The 19,622-nt window shown below is 38.3% G+C and carries 17 protein-coding genes; 1 reads left to right on the forward strand and 16 read right to left on the reverse strand.

Features of this window, described 5'->3' with window-relative positions:
- Positions 1-74 precede the first annotated feature (74 nt).
- The 10 genes from rlmD to pcrB all read right to left on the reverse strand — a co-directional run bounded on the left by rlmD (position 75) and on the right by pcrB (position 12,872).
- A complete protein-coding gene (gene rlmD, locus CKV67_RS08995) occupies positions 75-1,436 on the reverse strand; it encodes a 23S rRNA (uracil(1939)-C(5))-methyltransferase RlmD (protein WP_014093108.1) in 1,362 nt (453 codons plus the stop codon).
- Positions 1,437-1,468: 32 nt separating this feature from the next.
- Positions 1,469-2,227, reverse strand: coding sequence for a hypothetical protein (locus CKV67_RS09000; protein ID WP_014093109.1), 759 nt, complete (start codon positions 2,225-2,227; stop codon positions 1,469-1,471).
- Positions 2,228-2,374: 147 nt separating this feature from the next.
- Positions 2,375-3,307, reverse strand: coding sequence for a diacylglycerol kinase (locus CKV67_RS09005; protein WP_014093110.1), 933 nt, complete (start codon positions 3,305-3,307; stop codon positions 2,375-2,377).
- 140 nt (positions 3,308-3,447) lie between these two features.
- Positions 3,448-4,878: an Asp-tRNA(Asn)/Glu-tRNA(Gln) amidotransferase subunit GatB gene (gene gatB, locus CKV67_RS09010; RefSeq protein WP_014093111.1), complete on the reverse strand. Its 1,431-nt coding sequence runs from the start codon at positions 4,876-4,878 to the stop codon at positions 3,448-3,450.
- A gap of 11 nt (positions 4,879-4,889) precedes the next feature.
- Positions 4,890-6,341 carry an Asp-tRNA(Asn)/Glu-tRNA(Gln) amidotransferase subunit GatA gene (gene gatA, locus CKV67_RS09015; protein WP_014093112.1) on the reverse strand — a complete coding sequence of 484 codons (1,452 nt, stop codon included), beginning with the start codon at positions 6,339-6,341 and terminating at the stop codon, positions 4,890-4,892.
- A 25-nt stretch (positions 6,342-6,366) separates the two neighbouring features.
- On the reverse strand, positions 6,367-6,660 hold the full coding sequence (gatC, locus tag CKV67_RS09020; RefSeq protein WP_003720066.1) for an Asp-tRNA(Asn)/Glu-tRNA(Gln) amidotransferase subunit GatC: 294 nt from the start codon (positions 6,658-6,660) through the stop codon (positions 6,367-6,369).
- Positions 6,661-6,783: 123 nt separating this feature from the next.
- Positions 6,784-7,899 carry a CamS family sex pheromone protein gene (locus tag CKV67_RS09025; RefSeq protein WP_014093113.1) on the reverse strand — a complete coding sequence of 372 codons (1,116 nt, stop codon included), beginning with the start codon at positions 7,897-7,899 and terminating at the stop codon, positions 6,784-6,786.
- On the reverse strand, positions 7,896-9,911 hold the full coding sequence (gene ligA, locus CKV67_RS09030; protein ID WP_014093114.1) for an NAD-dependent DNA ligase LigA: 2,016 nt from the start codon (positions 9,909-9,911) through the stop codon (positions 7,896-7,898). Before ligA ends, CKV67_RS09025 begins: the two co-directional genes overlap by 4 nt.
- 23 nt (positions 9,912-9,934) lie before the next feature.
- Positions 9,935-12,130, reverse strand: a complete 2,196-nt coding sequence (pcrA, locus tag CKV67_RS09035) for a DNA helicase PcrA (RefSeq protein ID WP_014093115.1) — start codon at positions 12,128-12,130, stop codon at positions 9,935-9,937.
- Between the two features lie 64 nt (positions 12,131-12,194).
- Positions 12,195-12,872 (reverse strand): heptaprenylglyceryl phosphate synthase, encoded by a 678-nt coding sequence (gene pcrB / locus CKV67_RS09040; RefSeq protein ID WP_014093116.1) that lies wholly within the window; start codon positions 12,870-12,872, stop codon positions 12,195-12,197.
- A 205-nt stretch (positions 12,873-13,077) separates the two neighbouring features.
- On the opposite strand from pcrB, the gene CKV67_RS09045 reads away from it, so the two are divergent.
- Positions 13,078-14,433, forward strand: a complete 1,356-nt coding sequence (locus tag CKV67_RS09045; RefSeq protein ID WP_014093117.1) for a sodium-dependent transporter — start codon at positions 13,078-13,080, stop codon at positions 14,431-14,433.
- Between the two features lie 44 nt (positions 14,434-14,477).
- Here CKV67_RS09045 and CKV67_RS09050 read toward each other — a convergent pair whose 3' ends face one another.
- From CKV67_RS09050 to purM, 6 genes are all read right to left on the reverse strand, one after another.
- Positions 14,478-14,732 carry a hypothetical protein gene (locus CKV67_RS09050; RefSeq protein WP_014093118.1) on the reverse strand — a complete coding sequence of 85 codons (255 nt, stop codon included), beginning with the start codon at positions 14,730-14,732 and terminating at the stop codon, positions 14,478-14,480.
- An 18-nt stretch (positions 14,733-14,750) separates the two neighbouring features.
- Complete coding sequence (locus tag CKV67_RS09055; RefSeq protein ID WP_003720075.1) at positions 14,751-15,047, reverse strand: YerC/YecD family TrpR-related protein; 297 nt, start codon at positions 15,045-15,047, stop codon at positions 14,751-14,753.
- 134 nt (positions 15,048-15,181) lie between these two features.
- Entirely contained in the window at positions 15,182-16,444 is a 1,263-nt protein-coding gene (gene purD, locus CKV67_RS09060; protein ID WP_014093119.1) for a phosphoribosylamine--glycine ligase, read from the reverse strand.
- Positions 16,445-16,470: 26 nt separating this feature from the next.
- Positions 16,471-18,000, reverse strand: coding sequence for a bifunctional phosphoribosylaminoimidazolecarboxamide formyltransferase/IMP cyclohydrolase (purH, locus tag CKV67_RS09065; RefSeq protein WP_014093120.1), 1,530 nt, complete (start codon positions 17,998-18,000; stop codon positions 16,471-16,473).
- Complete coding sequence (gene purN, locus CKV67_RS09070) at positions 17,981-18,574, reverse strand: phosphoribosylglycinamide formyltransferase (RefSeq protein ID WP_014093121.1); 594 nt, start codon at positions 18,572-18,574, stop codon at positions 17,981-17,983. The genes purH and purN overlap by 20 nt, the downstream gene beginning before the upstream one ends.
- On the reverse strand, positions 18,571-19,620 hold the full coding sequence (gene purM / locus CKV67_RS09075; RefSeq protein ID WP_025279996.1) for a phosphoribosylformylglycinamidine cyclo-ligase: 1,050 nt from the start codon (positions 19,618-19,620) through the stop codon (positions 18,571-18,573). Before purM ends, purN begins: the two co-directional genes overlap by 4 nt.
- Positions 19,621-19,622 lie beyond the last annotated feature (2 nt).

The following is a 19,622-nucleotide window of genomic DNA, read 5'->3' on the forward strand; positions in this document are numbered from 1 at the left end:
TAATTATTAGTTAATCACACATACTCGAGAAAACAAAAACCGCCATTTATCCCATTTTGGCGGTTTTTGCGTGTTTATTTTAAGTTTAATACTGTTACTGCTTCGATATGTGTCGTCATTGGGAACATGTCCACTGGCTGAACTTGTTTTGCTTCATAGCCACCTTCTGTCAAAATTTGCATATCACGAGCTAATGTCCCCGGGTTACACGAGACATAAACCACTTTCTTCGGCTTCATTGCTATAATAGTTTGTAATAGTTTTTCATCGCAGCCTTTTCGAGGTGGATCGACAACGAGAACGTCTGCTACGATTCCAGCTTTATACCACGCTGGAATGACTTCCTCTGCTTTTCCAGTTTCAAAGGTAGTATTATTCAACGCATTTAATGCCGCGTTTGCTCTAGCATCTTGAATCGCTTGATCAACAATTTCAACCCCATAAACATGTTTTGCTTTTTTCGCGAGGCAAAGGGAGATAGAGCCAATACCACAATATGCATCAATCACCGTTTCTTCACCAGTTAATTCTGCTGCTTCTATAGCCTGTTGATATAAAACTTCTGTTTGTAGTGGATTCACTTGATAAAAAGAACGGGCAGAAATGGCAAACCGAATACCATGTATCGTGTCTTCAATGATATCTTTTCCCCAAAGCGTTTTCGTACGATCGCCAAAAATTACGTTGGTTTTCTGCGGATTAATATTTTGGACAATCGATGTCAGCGTTAATTGTTCTGTTAAATCACGAATAATTTCATCTTTAAACGGTATTCTGTCTTTATTTGTCACGAGTACTAGCATTAATTGGCCAGTTGTATGAGCAAATCGTGTCATAATATGCCGAATGTCACCTTTTCCCGTTTTTTCGTTATATGGTTCCGTACCATATTTGGCGAGAATTTCTCTGGTCTTCTGCACAGCAAAATCACCTTGTTCATTATGAATTAAACAAGTGGTCATATCAATAATATCATGGCTTCTTTTTTGATAAAATCCCGCCGTTAATTTTCCATTGACAAACCCAACAGGAACTTGGGACTTATTTCGGTAACGCCAAGGATTTTCCATGCCTAGGGTTTCTTTTACTTGGACATTCAGTTTACCAATTCGTTTCATTGTTTCTTCTACTTGATTTCGTTTAAACTTTAGCTGCCCCTCGTAACTTAAATGTTGCAAACTACATCCCCCGCATTTGGAATAAACCGCACATGGTGGTTCTACTCGGTCCACACTAATTACTTCGATATTTTCCATTCGTGCAAAGCCATAATTTTTATTTAATTTGGTTATTTTCGCTATTCCTTTTTCGCCTGGTAACGTATTAGGAATAAAGAGCGGATATCCGTCGATTTTCCCGACTCCGCTACCATCATGCGTTAAATCTTCTATAGTAATTTCAATTGATTGGTTCTTTTTTAAAAGGGATGCGTCCAAATTCCCTTGCCCCTCTCTTTTTCACGATACATTTATTTAAGGATATATTCAATACCGATTGGCTCGGTAATCATTTCTTCCTTTTGTGCATTAAAAATAAGCATCGTGTTCTTTTGTAGCGTAAAATCATAGACAAATGATTTTGGATAGATAGTTGTATGGTTATTTTCAATTAATTTTTTGGTATCATCTGTTATCGTAATTTCATCTGAAATTGCACTGCTAAATAGGCCTGCTGCCACTTGCGCATCATCACTTGAATAAGTTGTTTTTAAGATTGTCTGGATCTTATTACCACTTGTAGCTAGCTCTGCTTTTACCGGTGCCGCCTCAGTCGTTATGGTTCGTTCACCATTTAAAATTTCGTAATTAGTTAATTTTTCTTGAAGACTATTTGTTGGAAAACGATATTTTGTATTCGTAATGTATTCCGACACTTTCTTCGCCTTAATGCGGAGACGGTATGCTTTTATTCCTTTATAGCGATTATCATCAGAAGCTAATTGTTGTAAAATTTCTTGATTAGTAGAAGTAATGATTAAATCTCCATTTGTTGCAATAGTTGCCTCTGTATTTGCGGAAGGAATGGAAAGAATTATATTATCTTGTAAGGGAATCTGCGCTTTATTACTCACCCATACTTTGTTACTTTCAATTAATTCTGTTTTTGTTACTTTAGGGGGTTGTTCTTCTGCATCCACTTGCCAAAAGAAAAACACAACTGCTGCGATAGCAATGATAAGAATAATAATTATCACAGTGAATTTTTTGATTACGTGTTCACCTGCCAATATCGCATTCACCTCATTTCTTGTCAAGACATCTATTATACTTGTTTTAGGTGAATAAGACAAATTTCTAACAATAATTACATCCATTTTACTATGTTTCATTTAGGACGTTTAGACTAAAGAAAAAACTACCTCGCTGGGTAGTTTTTAGCTATTTTCTTTTATAAATAAATCGGTTGCAGGAATATCATCTACGCTAGCAAAAAATTCAATATGTTGTTTTAAATTTTGGAATGTCATCGGCGTTTCACCACCTAGTTCTCCGTCAAGATTAATCAACATCTTATCTTCCGAAGTCACTACTACCTTTTCTGATTTCACATAGATAACGTTAGGCTCTTTGATATGATCGCCTCTTAGTGCTAGCGTTACTAACCGAATAAATTCTGCTAAATTCACCTTTTTAATGATGATTAAAGAAAATTTGCCATCGTTTAATTTTGCATCTGGGGCAATTTTTTCAAATCCGCCGATAGAATTAGTTAGGCCAAGTAAGAAAAACATAATTTCTCCTTCGAAAACACCTTGGTCATATTCTACTTTGACTTTAGTTGCTTTTAAGGATGGTAGCATTTCAATCCCTTTTAAATAGTAGGCAAGTTGGCCGAGCATCGTTTTTAGGCGGCTCGGGACGTCGTAGGTAAGCTCTGTTAGCCGTCCACCGCCGCCGATATTAATAAAATAAGTATCGTTCGCTTTTCCGATATCCATCGCGACACTTTGACCCGCTGCAATAATCTTCGTTGCTTTTATCACTTCTCTTGGAACATGGATTGCTCTTGCAAAATCATTAGTAGTCCCAGTTGGAATAATTCCTACTTTGGGACGATAATCTTGTTCCGCAATTCCATTAATCACTTCATTTATCGTCCCATCTCCACCAGCTGCGACAACTAAATCGTATCTAGCTTTTACAGCTTCTTCTGCTGCATGTTTGGCATCCCCTGGTTCAGCTGTTGTTGCGTGAGCAGATGTGACGTATCCAGCTTCCTCTAATATGAAAAGGACATCTGCAAGATTTTTCTTAATGATTTCTCTTCCAGATGTAGGATTATAAATGACTCGAGCATGTTTTTGCATTTTGTTCGTTCACTCCCTTACTCAATCAGCGTTGTTCTAATGAAAAGCGCATTTTGACACATGATAGTAATATTATAGCAAATTCCGCTATAAATACCTAATAGATAAAGCAGCGAAGAGTAGCTCTTCACTGCTTTATTTTAACGTTTATTCATTTCTTCTAATAATAATTTATTAACCATTGGTGGATTTGCTTGGCCTTTTGTTGCTTTCATTACTTGACCAACTAAGAAGCCAACTGCACGATCTTTCCCGTTTTTATAGTCGGTAATTGATTGTTCGTTGTTGTCTAAAATTTCTCCGATGATTGTCCGAAGTGCTCCTTCATCAGAAATTTGCACCAGTCCTTTATCTTTCACAACTTGTTCCGCATCGCCGCCATTTAAAGCTAACTCACGGAAAACTTTTTTAGCAATTTTAGAGGAGATTGTTCCAGCTTCAATTAGCTTAATCATGCCAGCTAAGTTTTCAGGTGTTAAGCCGGTTTCATGCAATTCTTTTTGTTCTGCATTTAAATAAGCAGAAACTTCACCCATCAACCAGTTAGAAGCTTGTTTAGCATCTGCTCCAGCTTTAATAGTAGCTTCAAAGAAATCCGACATTTCTTTTGTTAACGTAAGTACCATCGCATCATATGCTGGTAAGCCAAGGTCGTTAATGTATCGGATTTGACGTTTGTCTGGAAGTTCTGGAATTTCAGCACGGATACGTTCTTTCCATGCTTCATCAATGAATAAATCAACTAAATCAGGCTCTGGGAAATAACGATAATCATCTGAACCTTCTTTAATACGCATCAAGGAAGTTTTTCCAGTTGCTTCTTCAAAACGGCGTGTTTCTTGCTCAATAATACCACCAGAAAGAAGTACTTCTGCTTGACGTTTTTCTTCGTATTCAATACCTTTACGTACGTTATTAAATGAATTCAAGTTTTTTAGTTCCGTTTTCACACCAAACGCTTCTTGGCCAATTGGGCGGATAGAAATGTTGGCATCACAACGCATAGAACCTTCTTCCATTTTCACATCAGATACACCAGTATATTGAATAATTGATTTTAATTTTTCAAGGTAAGCATACGCCTCTTCCGCAGAACGAATATCTGGTTCGGAAACGATTTCGATTAGTGGTGTTCCTTGACGGTTAATATCCACTAGCGAATACCCATGAGATGTATGGGTATTTTTACCAGCATCTTCTTCTAAATGAAGACGGGTAATACCGATTTTTTTCTTTTTACCGCCTACTTCGATTTCAATCCAGCCATGTTCGCCGATTGGTTTATCGAATTGGGAGATTTGGTAGGCTTTGGGATTATCTGGGTAAAAATAGTTTTTACGGTCAAATTTTGTATGTTCAGCGATTTCACAATTAATTGCCATTGCCGCTTTCATCCCAAACTCTACCGCGCGTTTATTTAATACGGGTAAAACGCCTGGCATACCTAAGTCTACCACCGTTGTGTTTGTATTTGGTTCTGCTCCAAAATGAGCTGGCGCAGAAGAAAATATTTTTGAATTGGTTTTTAACTCTACGTGAACCTCAAGTCCAATAACTGTTTCAAAATTCATTGCTACGCCTCCTATAAGTTTGGTTTTTCTTTATGGAATGTGGTCGCTTGTTCAAATGCATGAGCGACTTTGTACAGTAAAGATTCTTCAAAATAATTCCCGATAATTTGTAAACCAACTGGTAAGCCGTCTGAGAATCCACAAGGAACAGAAATTGCTGGTACACCAGATAAGTTAATTGGAACCGTCAAAATATCATTGGAATACATCGTAATTGGATCATTAATCATTCCGTCAATTTTAAATGCTGTTGTTGGAGAACTTGGCCCAATAATAACATCGTAGTTTTCAAATACATTCACAAAATCTTGCTTGATTAATGTACGAGCTTGTTGTGCTTTTTTGTAGTAAGCATCATAATAACCTGAACTTAGTGCGTATGTTCCAAGCATAATACGACGTTTTACTTCATCGCCAAATCCTTCCGAACGAGTTTTCTTATATAATTCTTCCAACGTAGTCGCATTGGGAGAACGATAGCCATAACGAACACCGTCAAAACGAGACAGGTTAGAAGAAGCTTCACTGGATGCTAAAATATAATAACTAGCAACGCCGTATTCAGAATGTGGTAATGATACTTCATCCCATGTAGCGCCTAATTTTTCTAGTGTTTTAAGCGCTTCTAACACAGCTTGTTTCACACCAGGATCTACGCCCTCGCCTAAATATTCTTTAGGAACCCCGATACGAAGCCCTTTGATATCTCCAGTTAAACTATCAGAAAAACGCTCTACTGATTGGTTAATCGAAGTGGAATCATTGGCATCCAAACCTGAAATTGCTTCCAGTAAATAAGCATTATCTTCCACATTTTTTGTGATAGGTCCAATTTGGTCCAACGAAGAAGCAAAGGCAATTAAGCCAAAACGAGAAACACGACCATATGTAGGTTTCATTCCTACTACTCCACAAAATGCTGCCGGTTGACGAATCGATCCACCAGTATCGCTACCAAGTGAAAACAATACTTCCCCTGCTGCAACTGCAGAAGCGCTACCGCCAGAAGACCCACCCGGTACACGTGATAAATCCCACGGGTTATATGTTTTATGGAAATAAGAAGTTTCTGTGGAAGAACCCATTGCAAACTCATCCATGTTTAATTTTCCGATATTGATTGTTTGCGCATTTTTTAATTTAGAAACGACGGTTGCATCATAAATCGGATCAAAGTTTTCTAAAATTTTACTTGCTGCTGTTGTTCGCAAGTTTTTTGTCACGATATTATCTTTAATACCAATTGGAAGACCAGCAAGCATATTGTTTGAATCAATTCCTGCATCACTAAGCTCTTCTGCTACACCGAGTGCTGTTTCTTTATTTAAAGTAATAAATGAACCGACTTTATCCTCCACGGCTTCAATTCGGTTAAATGATTCTGTTACTAAATCAAAAGGTGTGATTTCTTTTTTTACTAATTTATCATGTAACTCTTTTACTGAAAAATCAAATAAGCCCAAAATATTTTCCCTCCTTAACGTAATATTATTGCTCCATAATTGTTGGTACTTTAAACATACCATCTTGTTCGTCTGGTGCATTTTTTAGTACTTCTTTACGATCAAGACCTTTAGTTGCCACATCTTCACGTAACACATTCGAAACTTCAATTGCATGGCTGGTTGGTTCGACGTTACTAGTATCTAGTGTATTTAATTGCTCCACTAGCTCAATAATTTTACCAAGTTGACCAGCGAAAGCAGTTGCTTCGTTTTCTGAAACTTCTAATTTGGCAAGATTTGCTACTTTTTCTACGGTTTCTTTTGATATATTTGACAAAATGCCATCCTCCTTTTTAATGAAACTTTCTATGTAACAATGCTTCCCGCCTGATTAAATGGGAAGAACTGTCCTCTCCTGCATAATTATACAACAGGAGAGAACAATTCGCATTGTTTTTTATTAATCGTAAATATGAGCGGTTGCTGCATCTTCGTTTGCTTTTCTTGTAATTAAAGCAGCAGGACCGTCAGTAGTAGAAATATTTACTTGCAAATCAGCGGTTTTTGGGATGTGCTGACCCACTAAATCTGTCACATATTGCGTAAAACCGATGATTTCCGCTTGTCCATAAAATTGTAGTGGAATGTCAATATTAAGTTCTGCTAGTTGACCATCTTCATATCTACCGCGACCAACGACACCAGTAAAGTTTGGATAGTAATCTTCAATCGATTTTTTGAAATTAAGGAAACTATCATTGTCGGTTTTGTGGTCTTTAGCAGATTCCGTCGATGGTAATACATAGTTTTTCTCATCAATTGTATTCCATTTAGAAAGGCTGTCTCCACCTGCTGTTGTATAAGAGATAAAATTCCCTGGGGCAACAGCGTCACGTTCACCTTGTTTATATATCGCAATCGTAACTGGAACATTTTCTAAACCTTTTGTTTGGCGAATTCGGTTTAAAACTGTAGCAGACATTTCTTTACCTTGTTCTAACAAAACATCATCGCTAATTGGTTGTTCATATGTGTCGCCGTACTGTTCTTTTTGATAGTAATCAACCGAATTCATTGCAAGTGCAATCGAAATCCCACCAAGTGCAACGGTATCTTTATCTGTTTGCTTCAAATAATCTTGTTCTAAAATATGGGCTAAATAAATGGGCTTACGGTCCTTACCGTTACCATTACTTTCTGGATTTAAACCATTCGGGTTGTTTTTACTTTTACGGTCTAGCCATTTTTGGAGTGTGTCTTTATCCAAATACTGTCCTTCTTGGAAAAGGTAATTATCTGAGGAATATTCATTTTGAGAAATACGCATCAAACCTGATTCCAGTTCGTTAATATCATATCTTGAGTAAATATTCGAGACAACAAGTCCACGAGATTTACTTGGCTTATATGGTAATACGGTTTTGTAGTAATCAGCTGAGATTTGATTTTTTGTCATGATGCCCGTTTCAGCTTTGGAATCATCTTTTTGTACCACTTTATCGTTAGAATCAAGTTTTGGGGCACAGCCAGAAAGAATCAGCGTTAAACCGAGTGCTGCAATTATGATTTTTTTCATTTGTCTAATCCACCTTCGTCTGGTAAGTACTCTATTAAGTCATTCTCGGACCAAATAGGAATTGCTAGTTCTTCTGCTTTAGCGAGTTTAGAACCAGCATCACTGCCAGCTACAACAACATCCGTCTTTTTACTGACGCTCCCAGAAACATTCCCGCCAAGTGACTCGATTAAGGCTTTTGCATCGTTTCTTGTTAACTGTTCTAATTTCCCAGTTAGAACCACTGTTTTCCCTGCAAAAACAAGTTCTTCTTCGGACATATCTTCTAGCTTTGGTCCTGTATAAGTCATATTCACGTTAGCCCTTTTTAATTCATCTAGTAAGTCATGAACTTCTTCATTCGCAAAGTAGGTGACGATGCTGTCTGCCATTTTTTCGCCGATATCATTAATACTTGTTAATGTTTCTTTATCGGCTATTTTCAAATTATCCATGGTTTCAAAGTGAATCGCAAGTGATTTGGCTGCTTTAGCGCCGACATGACGAATTCCTAAGCCAAATAATAATTTTTCTAGTGAGTTTTGTTTACTTTGTTCAATTGATGCGAGTAAATTGGTTACTGACTTTTCTCCCATTCTTTCTAATTCTAACAGTTTCTCTTTCGAAAGGAAAAACAAATCTGCTACATCTTTAATTAAATGGTGTGTAAACAGTTGAATTATTACTTTTTCACCGAGTCCATCAATATTCATTGCATTTCGAGAAACAAAGTGAATTAAGCCTTCTTTGATTTGCGCTGGGCATTTCGGATTGATACATCTGAGCGCCACTTCTTCTTCTAAACGAACAAGTTCGCTCTCACAAGTGGGACAGTTTTTTGGCATGTGGAAAGGTTCTTCATCACCAGTTCTTTCTTCGGTAATACTTTTAATAACTTCTGGAATGATGTCCCCTGCTTTTTTTATTAAAACGGTATCGCCAATCCGAATATCTTTTTCGGTTATGAGGTCTTCGTTATGAAGAGAAGCCCGGCTAACCGTTGTTCCTGCTACTCGTACTGGTTCTAACACAGCAGTGGGAGTTACCACACCCGTTCTACCAATATTTAGTTCAATATCAAGTAATTTGGTTGGTACTTCTTCTGCTGGAAACTTATAGGCGATAGACCAGCGTGGTGATTTAGCGGTTGTTCCCATTTGACGCTGTTGCTCTAAATCATTTAGTTTCAAAACAATACCATCAATATCATACGCTAAGCCCGCTCTTTTTTCAGTCCACTCATCAATATAAGCGTAAACTTCCTCCAAATTAGCACAAAGTCTGCGCTCTTTGTTCACTTTTAAACCAAGTGTTTCAAGCATATCAAGGCCGTCGCTATGAGTTGTAACACCCATTTCACCAAAATCGGCTACGGCATATAGGAAGATATCTAAATTTCTTGATGCGGCAATTTTTGTATCTAATTGGCGCAGTGATCCGGCCGCTGCATTTCGCGGATTTGCGAACAGCATCTGGCCTTCTTCTTCGCGAATTTCATTTAGTTTTTGGAAAGAGCGTTTTGGCATGAAAGCCTCGCCACGTACTTCAATGGAATAATCTTTTTGTAATTTCATTGGAATGGAACGAATCGTCCGTAAGTTGGCGGTAATATCTTCGCCAATCGTGCCGTCACCGCGTGTCGCACCTTGTTTATATTTACCATTATCATATTGAAGTGATACTGCAAGACCATCAATTTTCAGTTCGCACATATAAGCGATATCTTCACCTACTTTGTCTCGAATACGACGATCAAAATCAGCTAGGTCCTCTTTATTAAATGCATTCGCAAGACTTAACATCGGCGTGTCATGTGCTACTTTTTGAAACCCTTCTAACACTTCCCCGCCAACTCGATTGGACGGAGATTCAGGTGTAACCCATTCCGGATGCGCCTCTTCTATTTGAAGTAATTCTTGCATTTTTTGATCGTATTCGGCATCTTCTACTGTTGGGTTATCAATTACATAATAATCATAGCTGTACTGATCAAGTATGTTAATAAGCTCTTCATACCGTTTTTTATCAGCCATTTCTTCACCTGCTTTTTCCAAATTTATACTTTTTCAATTGGCGCAAATTCTGCGAGCAATCGTTTAACACCTGTTGGACTTGGGAAGGCAATGTCTAGCTCCATTCCGCTACCTTCGCCTTTGACGCTAACAACCGTTCCAACGCCCCATTTTTTGTGGCTAGCTTTGTCGCCAACTGTCCAGCCGAGTGTCTCAGCCCCACTTGATTTATATGCCGTCGTTGCTTTTTGTGGCATGCGTGGTTTGGCATAAGGTTTTTCTGATTTTAATTTATTTTCATTTGCTAGTTCGAGTAAGTCTCGCGGAATTTCGCCAATAAAGCGAGATTCTTGGTTAGAGTAGGGGCGACCGTAGAGCATTCGTGAATAAGCGCTTGTTAAGAAAAGCTCTTCTTCGGCGCGCGTGATACCCACATAAGCTAAGCGACGTTCTTCTTCCATTTCGTCTTCTTCATAGATGGCTCTTGAATGAGGGAAAATCCCTTCTTCCATCCCAACTAAAAAGACAACCGGGAATTCTAACCCTTTGGCAGAGTGGAGCGTCATGAGAGTTACCGCACCATTTTGCTCTTCATTATCTTCTTCTAACTTATCAACATCTGCAACAAGCGCTAAATCTGTTAAGAATGCAATTAACGTTTTATCTTCATTTTCTTTTTCAAAGTTTTGCGTTACAGATAAAAACTCGTCAATATTTTCTAGCCTTGTTTGGGCTTCGATTGTTCGTTCGTTTTTAAGCATCGCGCGGTAACCTGTTTTTTCAAGAATTTCTTCTACAAGTTCTGTTACTGATAAGAAATCTTGCATTTGGGTAAAGCCACGGACTAAGTCATGAAACGCCACAAGATCTTTACTTATTTTGGCAGAAATCCCAGCTAGTTCAATGCGATTAAGTACTTCAAACAAACTTAAATCATACGCTGTTGCAACATTATTGAGCTTTTCAAGCGTACCTGGACCAACGCCCCGCTTCGGTACATTAATAATTCGTGTCAGACTAATATCATCTTCATTATTACTAATAAGTCGCAAATAAGCTAAAATATCTTTAATTTCTTTTCTGTCATAGAATTTTGTTCCGCCAACCATCGTATAAGCCATATTCGACTTCATGAAATATTCTTCCATGACACGGGATTGTGCATTGGTTCGGTAAAGAATCGCAAAGTCAGATAACGGACGACTTGAGTTGTTTACTTCCTCTTGGATTTTCATCACAACATAAGCCGCTTCTTCTTTTTCGGTTAATGCTTTATGGTAAAAAATCTTTTTCCCTTCTGCATTACTAGTCCAAAGATTTTTTGGTTTACGATTACCATTATTTTCAATTACTCGATTTGCTGCTTCTAAAATCCGCTTGGTTGAACGATAATTTTCTTCTAATAAAATGGTTTTCGCATTAGGATAATCTTTTTCAAAAGACATGATGTTGCTAATATCCGCCCCGCGCCAACCATAGATAGATTGATCCGAATCACCAACAACACACAAATTCTTAAATCTAGAAGCAAGTAATTTCACGAGTAGATATTGGGCATGGTTCGTATCTTGGTACTCATCCACGTGAATATATTGGAATTTGCGTTGATAATATTCCAAAACATCCGGAACTCGTTCAAATAACTGAATGGTCACCATGATTAAATCATCAAAATCGAGTGCTTGGTTTTTCTTTAATTTCTTTTCGTATTTTTCATACACTTCGCCGACCATTTTGTCGTAAAAACCGCTAGCTTCTTTCACATATTCACTTGCGGTAATCAGTTCGTTTTTGGCGTTACTGATAGAAGCAAGAATGCCTCTTGGTTCAAATTTTTTCGGGTCAACATTTTTTTCCTTCAAAATGCCTTTGATGACGGATAGTTGGTCACTGCCATCTAAAATAGTGAAATTCCGTTCGTAACCAATTCGGTCGATATCGCGGCGTAAAATACGGACACACATCGAGTGAAAAGTGGAAATCCAAATAGATTCTGCTTCCCCGCCCATCAAATTGCCAATCCGTGATTTCATTTCACGAGCGGCTTTATTCGTAAACGTAATCGCTAAAATATTATACGGATTCACGCCACGTTCCCTCACTAAATAGGCTATCCGATGTGTTAAAACTCGTGTTTTCCCACTACCGGCGCCGGCCATAATTAATAAAGGTCCTTCTGTACTTTCTACTGCCCGTTTTTGTTCTGGGTTTAATCCGTCTACTAACTCTTTTGCATTCAATTGCATTCTCCTATACACCACCATACAAACGTTTGTTCTTATTTTATCATACTAGCCTTTATAATCAAACCGTTTTCTTTGCAAAAATTGCTGCGGTTTCGAGGGCAACTTCTAAATCTTCGTAAATCACATTTCCAACAATAATCGTGTCCGCATATTTTGCCATCTCAGCAGCTTGTTCTGCTGACCGAATACCCCCGCCATACCAAAGTTTTGTTTTGCTAAGAACCTCACTGACGTCCTTAACCACATCTGGATCTCCGTATATGCCACTATACTCCACATAAAAAATGGGCAGATGAAATAAATTCTCTGCTAACCTGGCATATGCTATAATATCTTCTTTGGTTAAATCTGTATTGGCTTCTGTTAACTTAGCCACTTTTGCCTCTTTATTTAAAATGACATATCCTTCTGAAGTCACTCGTTTCCACGGGATAAAATCACCCATTTGTTTAATTAGCTCTTGATGAAGACCGAGTGTCCATTTGCTATTCGTTGTATTTAACACAACTGGAATCAAAAAATGTTCTGCTTCTGGCATAATCATCGCCTCATCACTGACTTCCAAATAAATCGGTAAGTCTGTTTCAGCGAGTAACTCATACAGCTTTTCCACTGCTTCCATTTGCAAATTATCTGTTCCACCAATAATAAATCCATCGGTTCCAGAATGAATGAGCTTAGCTGCAACATTATGAGGTAAATCTTTCGCTGGGTCTAACTTAAATAAATGCTTCATATGCCCCTCCAAATATCTATTATGGGATATCTTATTATAGCATTAGTTACATATCACCGCACCCTTCCGAAAGCAATTTTTAACTTTTTTTAAGCTTTTTTGTCTAATTGATGTTGGGCTAGCTTTTATTTTGTGGTATGATGAGGAAAATTTGATTTTATTCATACAACTTAGGTTTACATAAAAAAATGGAAATGAGGTTATTATGCAGGAAAAAAGGGAAGAATGGGGCTCAAAAGTTGGATTTATTCTAGCGTCTGCTGGCTCCGCAATCGGAATTGGTGCAATCTGGAAACTGCCTTATGTAGCGGCAACTGCTGGAGGTGGCGCGTTTTTCTTATTGTTTTTAGCTTTAACATTATTGGTAGTTATGCCGCTGTTAATTGCAGAATTTGTCATTGGCCGAGGTTCCGGCGGAGATGCAATTCAAGCTTATAAAACACTTGCACCTGGTTCAAAATGGAATTTGCTTGGAAAACTAGGCGTAGTTGGCGCAAGTATTTTATTTTCATTTTATAGTGTTGTCGGTGGTTGGATCATCGCCTACCTTATAAAAGCCATTTCAGGGGGGATCGCTGGGCAAAATCAGGCTAGCTTGTTACATGATTTTCAAGTAACTACCGCAAACCCTTGGATATCGGTTGGTGCGACCATTTTTTTCATTCTGCTTAATGTGCTAGTTATTAGTCGCGGAGTTGTTAGCGGAATTGAAAAAATGAGTAAGTTTATGATGCCCGCATTATTTATTTTATTTATTGTTTTAATTATTCGCTCGTTAACGCTTCCAGGTGCAATGGAAGGGGTCGCTTTCTTCTTGCGACCAGACTTTAGTCATTTCACTGCACAAACAGTCCTTATTACACTTGGTCAGGCTTTCTTCTCCCTTAGTGTTGGAATTTCGGTGATGGTGACGTATAGTTCTTATTTGAATCGTTCTGTTAGCTTACCGCAATCAGCTATTTCCGTTTCCTTAATGAATGTTTTTGTTTCGTTACTTGCTGGATTGGCCATTTTTCCAGCCGCTTTTGCATTTGACATTACACCTGATGCTGGTCCCGGATTACTTTTCGTTATTTTACCATCAATTTTTAATCAATTACCATTTGGGATGTTGTTCTTTATTATTTTCTTAATTTTATTTCTGTTTGCGGCTCTTACTTCGAGTTTTTCCATGTTAGAAGCGACTGTTGCTCCTTTAATGAATAGCGGAATTAGTCGAAAAAAAGCTAGTATTGGGATGGGGATAGTCATTATCTTCATGGCGATTCCAAGTGCGCTTAGTTTTGGTGTTTGGAGCGGCGTACAGATTTTCGGATTAAGTATCTTTGATGCCGCCGACTATCTTGTTTCAAATATTATTTTACCAGTCGGAGCTTTGTTTATCGCTATTTTTGTCGGTTACAGGTTGCCTCGTGAACTGTTGTTGAAAGAATTTACTACTAGCAGCCACTTTGGAAAGAAACTCTTTATTGTTTGGTTGTTTTTGATTAAATATATTGCACCGATTGCGATTATTTTCGTTTTCCTTTCCGCTACAGGGTTACTAGATTTACTCTTTTAACTTAAAAAAGCAATTTCGCTAAAATTTCAGCGAGATTGCTTTTTTTATATTGCCATAAGTACAATGCTTGTTACACAAATTAATATGCCACTTAAGCCAATTGCTGTTCCAATTGCTCGTTTTTCTTTTACATTGGCAAGTGTCGTGAAAATAAAACATATAATGAAGACCCAATGCCACAATAGTGAAAATTCAAGTCCTACGCCGGTTGCAACCATGTTAATGATAAAATAGATAACTGCAATGGCAAGAATAGAAATAATGACAAGCTGATAGGCCTTACTATTCCATTTCTTCAAGTTACACCCCTACCAATCTTATTCTGGTTTTGTCATTCTTGAAAAAACAACATCGTACATGTCATTGCCATAATGAAGTGAACGCTTTACACGTGAAATAGTAGCTGTACTTGCACCAGTTTCTGATTCAATCACATTATATGTTTTCCCATCGTGAAGCATTTTTGCGACTTGGAAACGTTGAGCCATGGATTGTATTTCATTAACTGTACAAACATCATCAAAAAAAGCGTAACATTCTTCTAAATTTTCCAGCGTTAAAATCCCTTGGAAAAATTCATCCAGTCCTTGTCCACGCAACTTCTCTATTTGCATATCTTTACCTCCAAATAATCTCATATATCCTACTTTCATATTTTAACGTACCACCGTGTAAAACACAACCGTTACTCCTTTCTATGGCAACAAAAAATACTACCTTAGAAATTTTACTAAGATAGTACTTTTTATTATTCCGCTTTTGTCCCAATATCCATTCGATAAAAGAAATCGGGGTTATCCAATTTTTGCATTTCCGGATAAAGTAAGTCACGTGCTTCTGTCATTGTGTTTGCTTCTTTCGCTAACAAAAGTACTCGTCCACCGTTTGAAACAAACTCTCCGTCTGTATCCTTCTTTGTTCCAGCATGGTAAATTACCACATCGTCTGCAATTTCATTTAATCCCATTAACTTATTTCCTTTGTCATAGTGATCAGGATAACCAGCACTTGCTAATACGACACCTAATGTTATGCCCTCTTTTTTAAACCGTACATCCGGTTTTTCATCGTGTAGTAATGCTTGTATTAAGGCAGCAAAATCACTTTCTAAACGAGGCAAGACTACCTGCGTTTCTGGATCACCAAATCTAGCATTAAACTCAATCACTTTCGGTCCTTCTTCGGTTAAAATAAGGCCAGCGTATAGAATTCCACGGAAATAACGTCCTTCTTCTACCATACCTTTGGCTGCAGGGCGAAGAATTTTTTCTACGGCTTGCTCTACTACTTTGGGTGAGATATGAGGAACGGGAGAATAGGCGCCCATTCCACCAGTATTAGGTCCCTTGTCTCCTTCATACGCTCGCTTATGGTCTTGCGCAATTGCCATTGGATATACTTCTGTACCGTTCACAAATGCCATCAAAGAAAACTCTTCACCAGCTAAGAAGTCCTCGATAACTACCTTAAGTGAGGCATCCCCGAACTTTTCTTCTAACATCATATCTTTCAACGCAAGCACAGCTTCTTCCATTTCTAGCGCTACTGTGACTCCTTTTCCAGCTGCTAATCCATCTGCTTTAATAACGATTGGAACACCTTTTTGATCTAAATAGGCTTTGGCTTCTGCATAATCGGTAAAAGTTTTCGAAGTAGCTGTTGGAATTGCATATTTCTCCATGAACTGTTTGGCAAAGTCCTTACTTCCTTCGATTAACGCCGCGTTTGCTTTTGGCCCGAATGCTTTCATTCCAGCGTCTTCAAAAGCATCCACCACACCTTCTAAAAGAGGAACTTCTGGTCCAACAATCACAAAGGATATCTCGTGTTCTTTTGCAAACGAAATTAAAGCTGCTTTATCCGTTTCGGAAATCGCTACTAATTCAATCTTGTCTAAACGCATTCCATCATTACCAGGCGCACAATATACTTTCTCTACGTTTTTCGATTCTAGTAACTTTTTACTGATAGCATGTTCTCGCCCGCCACTACCAACTACTAATAAGTTCATTTTATGACACGTCCTTTTTATGAGGATTAATGTTTGAAATGTCGTACATGTGTTAGTACCATAGCGATTCCGTACTTATCTGCCATCGCAATGGACTCTTTATCTTTGATAGATCCACCTGGTTGAATAATTGCTGTAATTCCTGCTTTAGCCGCCGCTTCAACGGTATCATCCATTGGGAAAAATGCATCTGAAGCAAGAACCGCTCCTTTTGCTTTATCTCCCGCTTGAAGAATAGCAATCTCTGCCGAACCAATACGATTCATCTGTCCAGCACCAATGCCAAGTGTTTGCTTGTCCGTTCCAACGACAATGGCATTTGATTTCACGTGTTTCACAATTTTCCACTGTGCCAGTAAAGCAGTCATTTCTGTTTCTGTAGGTTGTTTTTTTGTCACAACTTCATATGTTGCCGGATCTTCTACTACCGAATCACTTGCTTGGATTAGTAGCCCACCATTTACAGAAGTCTTCTCAAAGCTTTCCACTCCACTAGCAAACGGAACAGTAAGTAAGCGAATGTTTTTCTTTTTCGAAAGAATCGCAAATGCTTCATTGCTAAAACTTGGAGCAATAATAATTTCTAGGAAAATTTTACTCATATGCTCTGCTGTTTTAGCATCTACTTCTTTATTTAAAGCAACAATGCCACCGAAAATGGATATTTCGTCCGCTTCGTAGGCTTTTAAATAAGCCTCTTCAATTGTCGTACCTACTCCAACCCCGCATGGATTCATATGTTTTACAGCTACTGCAACTGGCTCACTAAATTCACTAGCGATTTTCAGTGCTGCATCTGTATCACGTATATTATTATAGGATAACTCTTTTCCATGCAATTGTTTTGCAGTACTTATCGCGTTTTTTACTGCCTGTGGTTCTGTATAAAAAGCTGCATCTTGGTGAGGATTTTCACCGTAACGAAGCACTTGTTTTCGATTATAGGTTAAAGTCACTTTTTCTGGGAAAGTTTCTCCCGTTATGCCTGTTAAGTATTCAGCAATTAATGCGTCATAAGCAGCAGTATGTCGGAAAACTTTGGCAGCTAAACGCTCGCGTGTTTCAAATGTTGTCGCACCGTGTTCACTTAACTCTGCAAGTACTGTTTCATAGTCTGAAGTATCAACAACTACAGTCACGGCTGCATAATTTTTGGCAGCAGAGCGTAACATTGAAGGACCACCAATATCAATATTTTCGATAGCTTCTTCTAAAGAAACACCTGGTTTTTGAATGGTTTCTTGAAAAGGGTATAAATTTACTACTACTAAATCAATGGGTTGAATGTGATGAGCTGCAATAGCATCCATATGTGCTTCTGTATCACGTCTTGCAAGTAGACCACCATGAATAGCTGGATGAAGTGTTTTTACGCGACCATCTAGCATTTCTGGAAATTCCGTTACTTCTTCAATCCCAGTCACTGGTATACCGGCTTGTTCAAAAGCCGCTTTCGTTCCACCAGTTGAAATAATCTCCACACCAAGTTTTACTAATTCTTTAGCAAAAGGCACAATGCCGTTTTTATCTGATACACTAATCAGCGCTCTTTTCATGATAATGAATCTCTTCCCCTCCATTTTGAATTAAATGACGAATCACTTTTGGATAAAAAACATGTTCGACTTGATGAATTTTTTCAGCCAATGTATCCACTGTTTCATCTGAAGCAATTGGTACATCTACTTGATCGATAATCGGGCCAGTATCCATTCCCGCGTCTACAAAATGTGCCGTCACTCCCGTTTCGGATACTCCCGCTTGAAGTGCTTGCCCGATTGCATCTTTTCCTTTAAATGCAGGTAGTAAAGACGGATGTAAGTTGACGATTTGCTCGGGAAATTCTGCAAGTAGCGTTGGTCCAATCAAACGCATATAACCCGCAAGAACAAGCAAATCCACTTGGTCACGCCGTAATTCCAGCAAAATTTCTGTTTCAAAAGCTTCCTTGTCCGGATAATTTTTCGCTTCAAATAGAAAGATGGGAATATTATTTTTTGCTGCTCTCTCTAAAACATAAGCATTTGGTTTATCACATACAAGTAGCCGGATGTGCGGTTTAATCCATTCATCATCCACTAGAGCTTGGAAATTCGAGCCATTTCCCGAAGCAAAGACGGCAATATTCATTCGTTATTTCCTCCTGAAAAGACCACTGAATCTGCCATGCGTGGGACAACTTTACCTATCTCGTAAGCTGCTTCACCATTTTCTTTTAATAAGCTTACTGTTTTTTCTGCATCCTCTTTAGAAACCGCAAGCACCATGCCAATTCCCATATTAAAAATTTCATACATTTCCAAATCGCCTAATTTCCCGTACTTCTTCAAAGTATCAAAAATAGGAAGTACTGGCCAAGAGCCCAACTCAATATCTACCGCTAAATCATCTGTTAGCATCCGCGGTAAGTTTTCAACAAAACCACCACCAGTAATATGAGTAATGCCATGTACATTTACTTTTTTCAATAGTTCTAAAACAGGTTTCACATAAATACGCGTTGGTTTAAGTAATTCTTCACTAAGCGGAATTTCTAACTCAGGAAGCACTTCATTTAAACGGAATGAATTATCTTTAAAGAAAATTTTTCGAACGAGTGAATAACCGTTACTATGAATCCCGCTAGAAGGAATACCAATCAAAACGTCGTCTGCTTTTACTGCACCTTCCGTAATAAGATTATTTTTCTCGACTGCACCAACTGTAAAGCCAGCTAAATCATAATCATCCGCGCCGTACATATCAGGCATTTCCGCAGTTTCCCCGCCAATTAAAGCAGCCCCAGCTTGCCGGCAACCATCCGCAACCCCATGGACGATTTGCTCCATTTTGACTGGATCCGTTTTACCGGTGGCGATATAATCTAGAAAAAATAACGGTTCAGCACCTTGAGCTAAAATGTCATTCACACACATTGCTACACAGTCAATTCCAATCGTATCGTGTTTATCTGCTTCAATCGCAAGGAGTAATTTCGTTCCTACACCATCCGTACCAGAAACTAAAACCGGTTCTTTTAAATGAAGGCTACTTAAATCGAACATTCCACCAAAAGAACCCAGCGCTCCCATGACACCGATTCGTTCTGTTCTAGCAACATGTTTTTTAATACGTTCTACGACTTGATAGCCTGCTTCCACATCGACTCCAGCTTTACTATATGCATTTTCTGCCATTC

This window comes from Listeria ivanovii subsp. ivanovii, assembly GCF_900187025.1.
Lineage (GTDB): Bacteria > Bacillota > Bacilli > Lactobacillales > Listeriaceae > Listeria > Listeria ivanovii.

What these genes read in the sequence shown, in the direction of transcription:
- CKV67_RS09005 (WP_014093110.1), bottom strand. Translation starts at nt 3,307, where the DNA reads ATGCAAAAACATGCTCGAGTCATTTATAATCCTACATCTGGAAGAGAA.
- gatB (WP_014093111.1), bottom strand. Translation starts at nt 4,878, where the DNA reads ATGAATTTTGAAACAGTTATTGGACTTGAGGTTCACGTAGAGTTAAAA.
- CKV67_RS09025 (WP_014093113.1), bottom strand. Translation starts at nt 7,899, where the DNA reads ATGAAAAAAATCATAATTGCAGCACTCGGTTTAACGCTGATTCTTTCT.
- ligA (WP_014093114.1), bottom strand. Translation starts at nt 9,911, where the DNA reads ATGGCTGATAAAAAACGGTATGAAGAGCTTATTAACATACTTGATCAG.
- pcrB (WP_014093116.1), bottom strand. Translation starts at nt 12,872, where the DNA reads ATGAAGCATTTATTTAAGTTAGACCCAGCGAAAGATTTACCTCATAAT.
- CKV67_RS09045 (WP_014093117.1), top strand. Translation starts at nt 13,078, where the DNA reads ATGCAGGAAAAAAGGGAAGAATGGGGCTCAAAAGTTGGATTTATTCTA.
- CKV67_RS09055 (WP_003720075.1), bottom strand. Translation starts at nt 15,047, where the DNA reads ATGCAAATAGAGAAGTTGCGTGGACAAGGACTGGATGAATTTTTCCAA.
- purD (WP_014093119.1), bottom strand. Translation starts at nt 16,444, where the DNA reads ATGAACTTATTAGTAGTTGGTAGTGGCGGGCGAGAACATGCTATCAGT.
- purH (WP_014093120.1), bottom strand. Translation starts at nt 18,000, where the DNA reads ATGAAAAGAGCGCTGATTAGTGTATCAGATAAAAACGGCATTGTGCCT.
- purN (WP_014093121.1), bottom strand. Translation starts at nt 18,574, where the DNA reads ATGAATATTGCCGTCTTTGCTTCGGGAAATGGCTCGAATTTCCAAGCT.
- purM (WP_025279996.1), bottom strand. Translation starts at nt 19,620, where the DNA reads ATGGCAGAAAATGCATATAGTAAAGCTGGAGTCGATGTGGAAGCAGGC.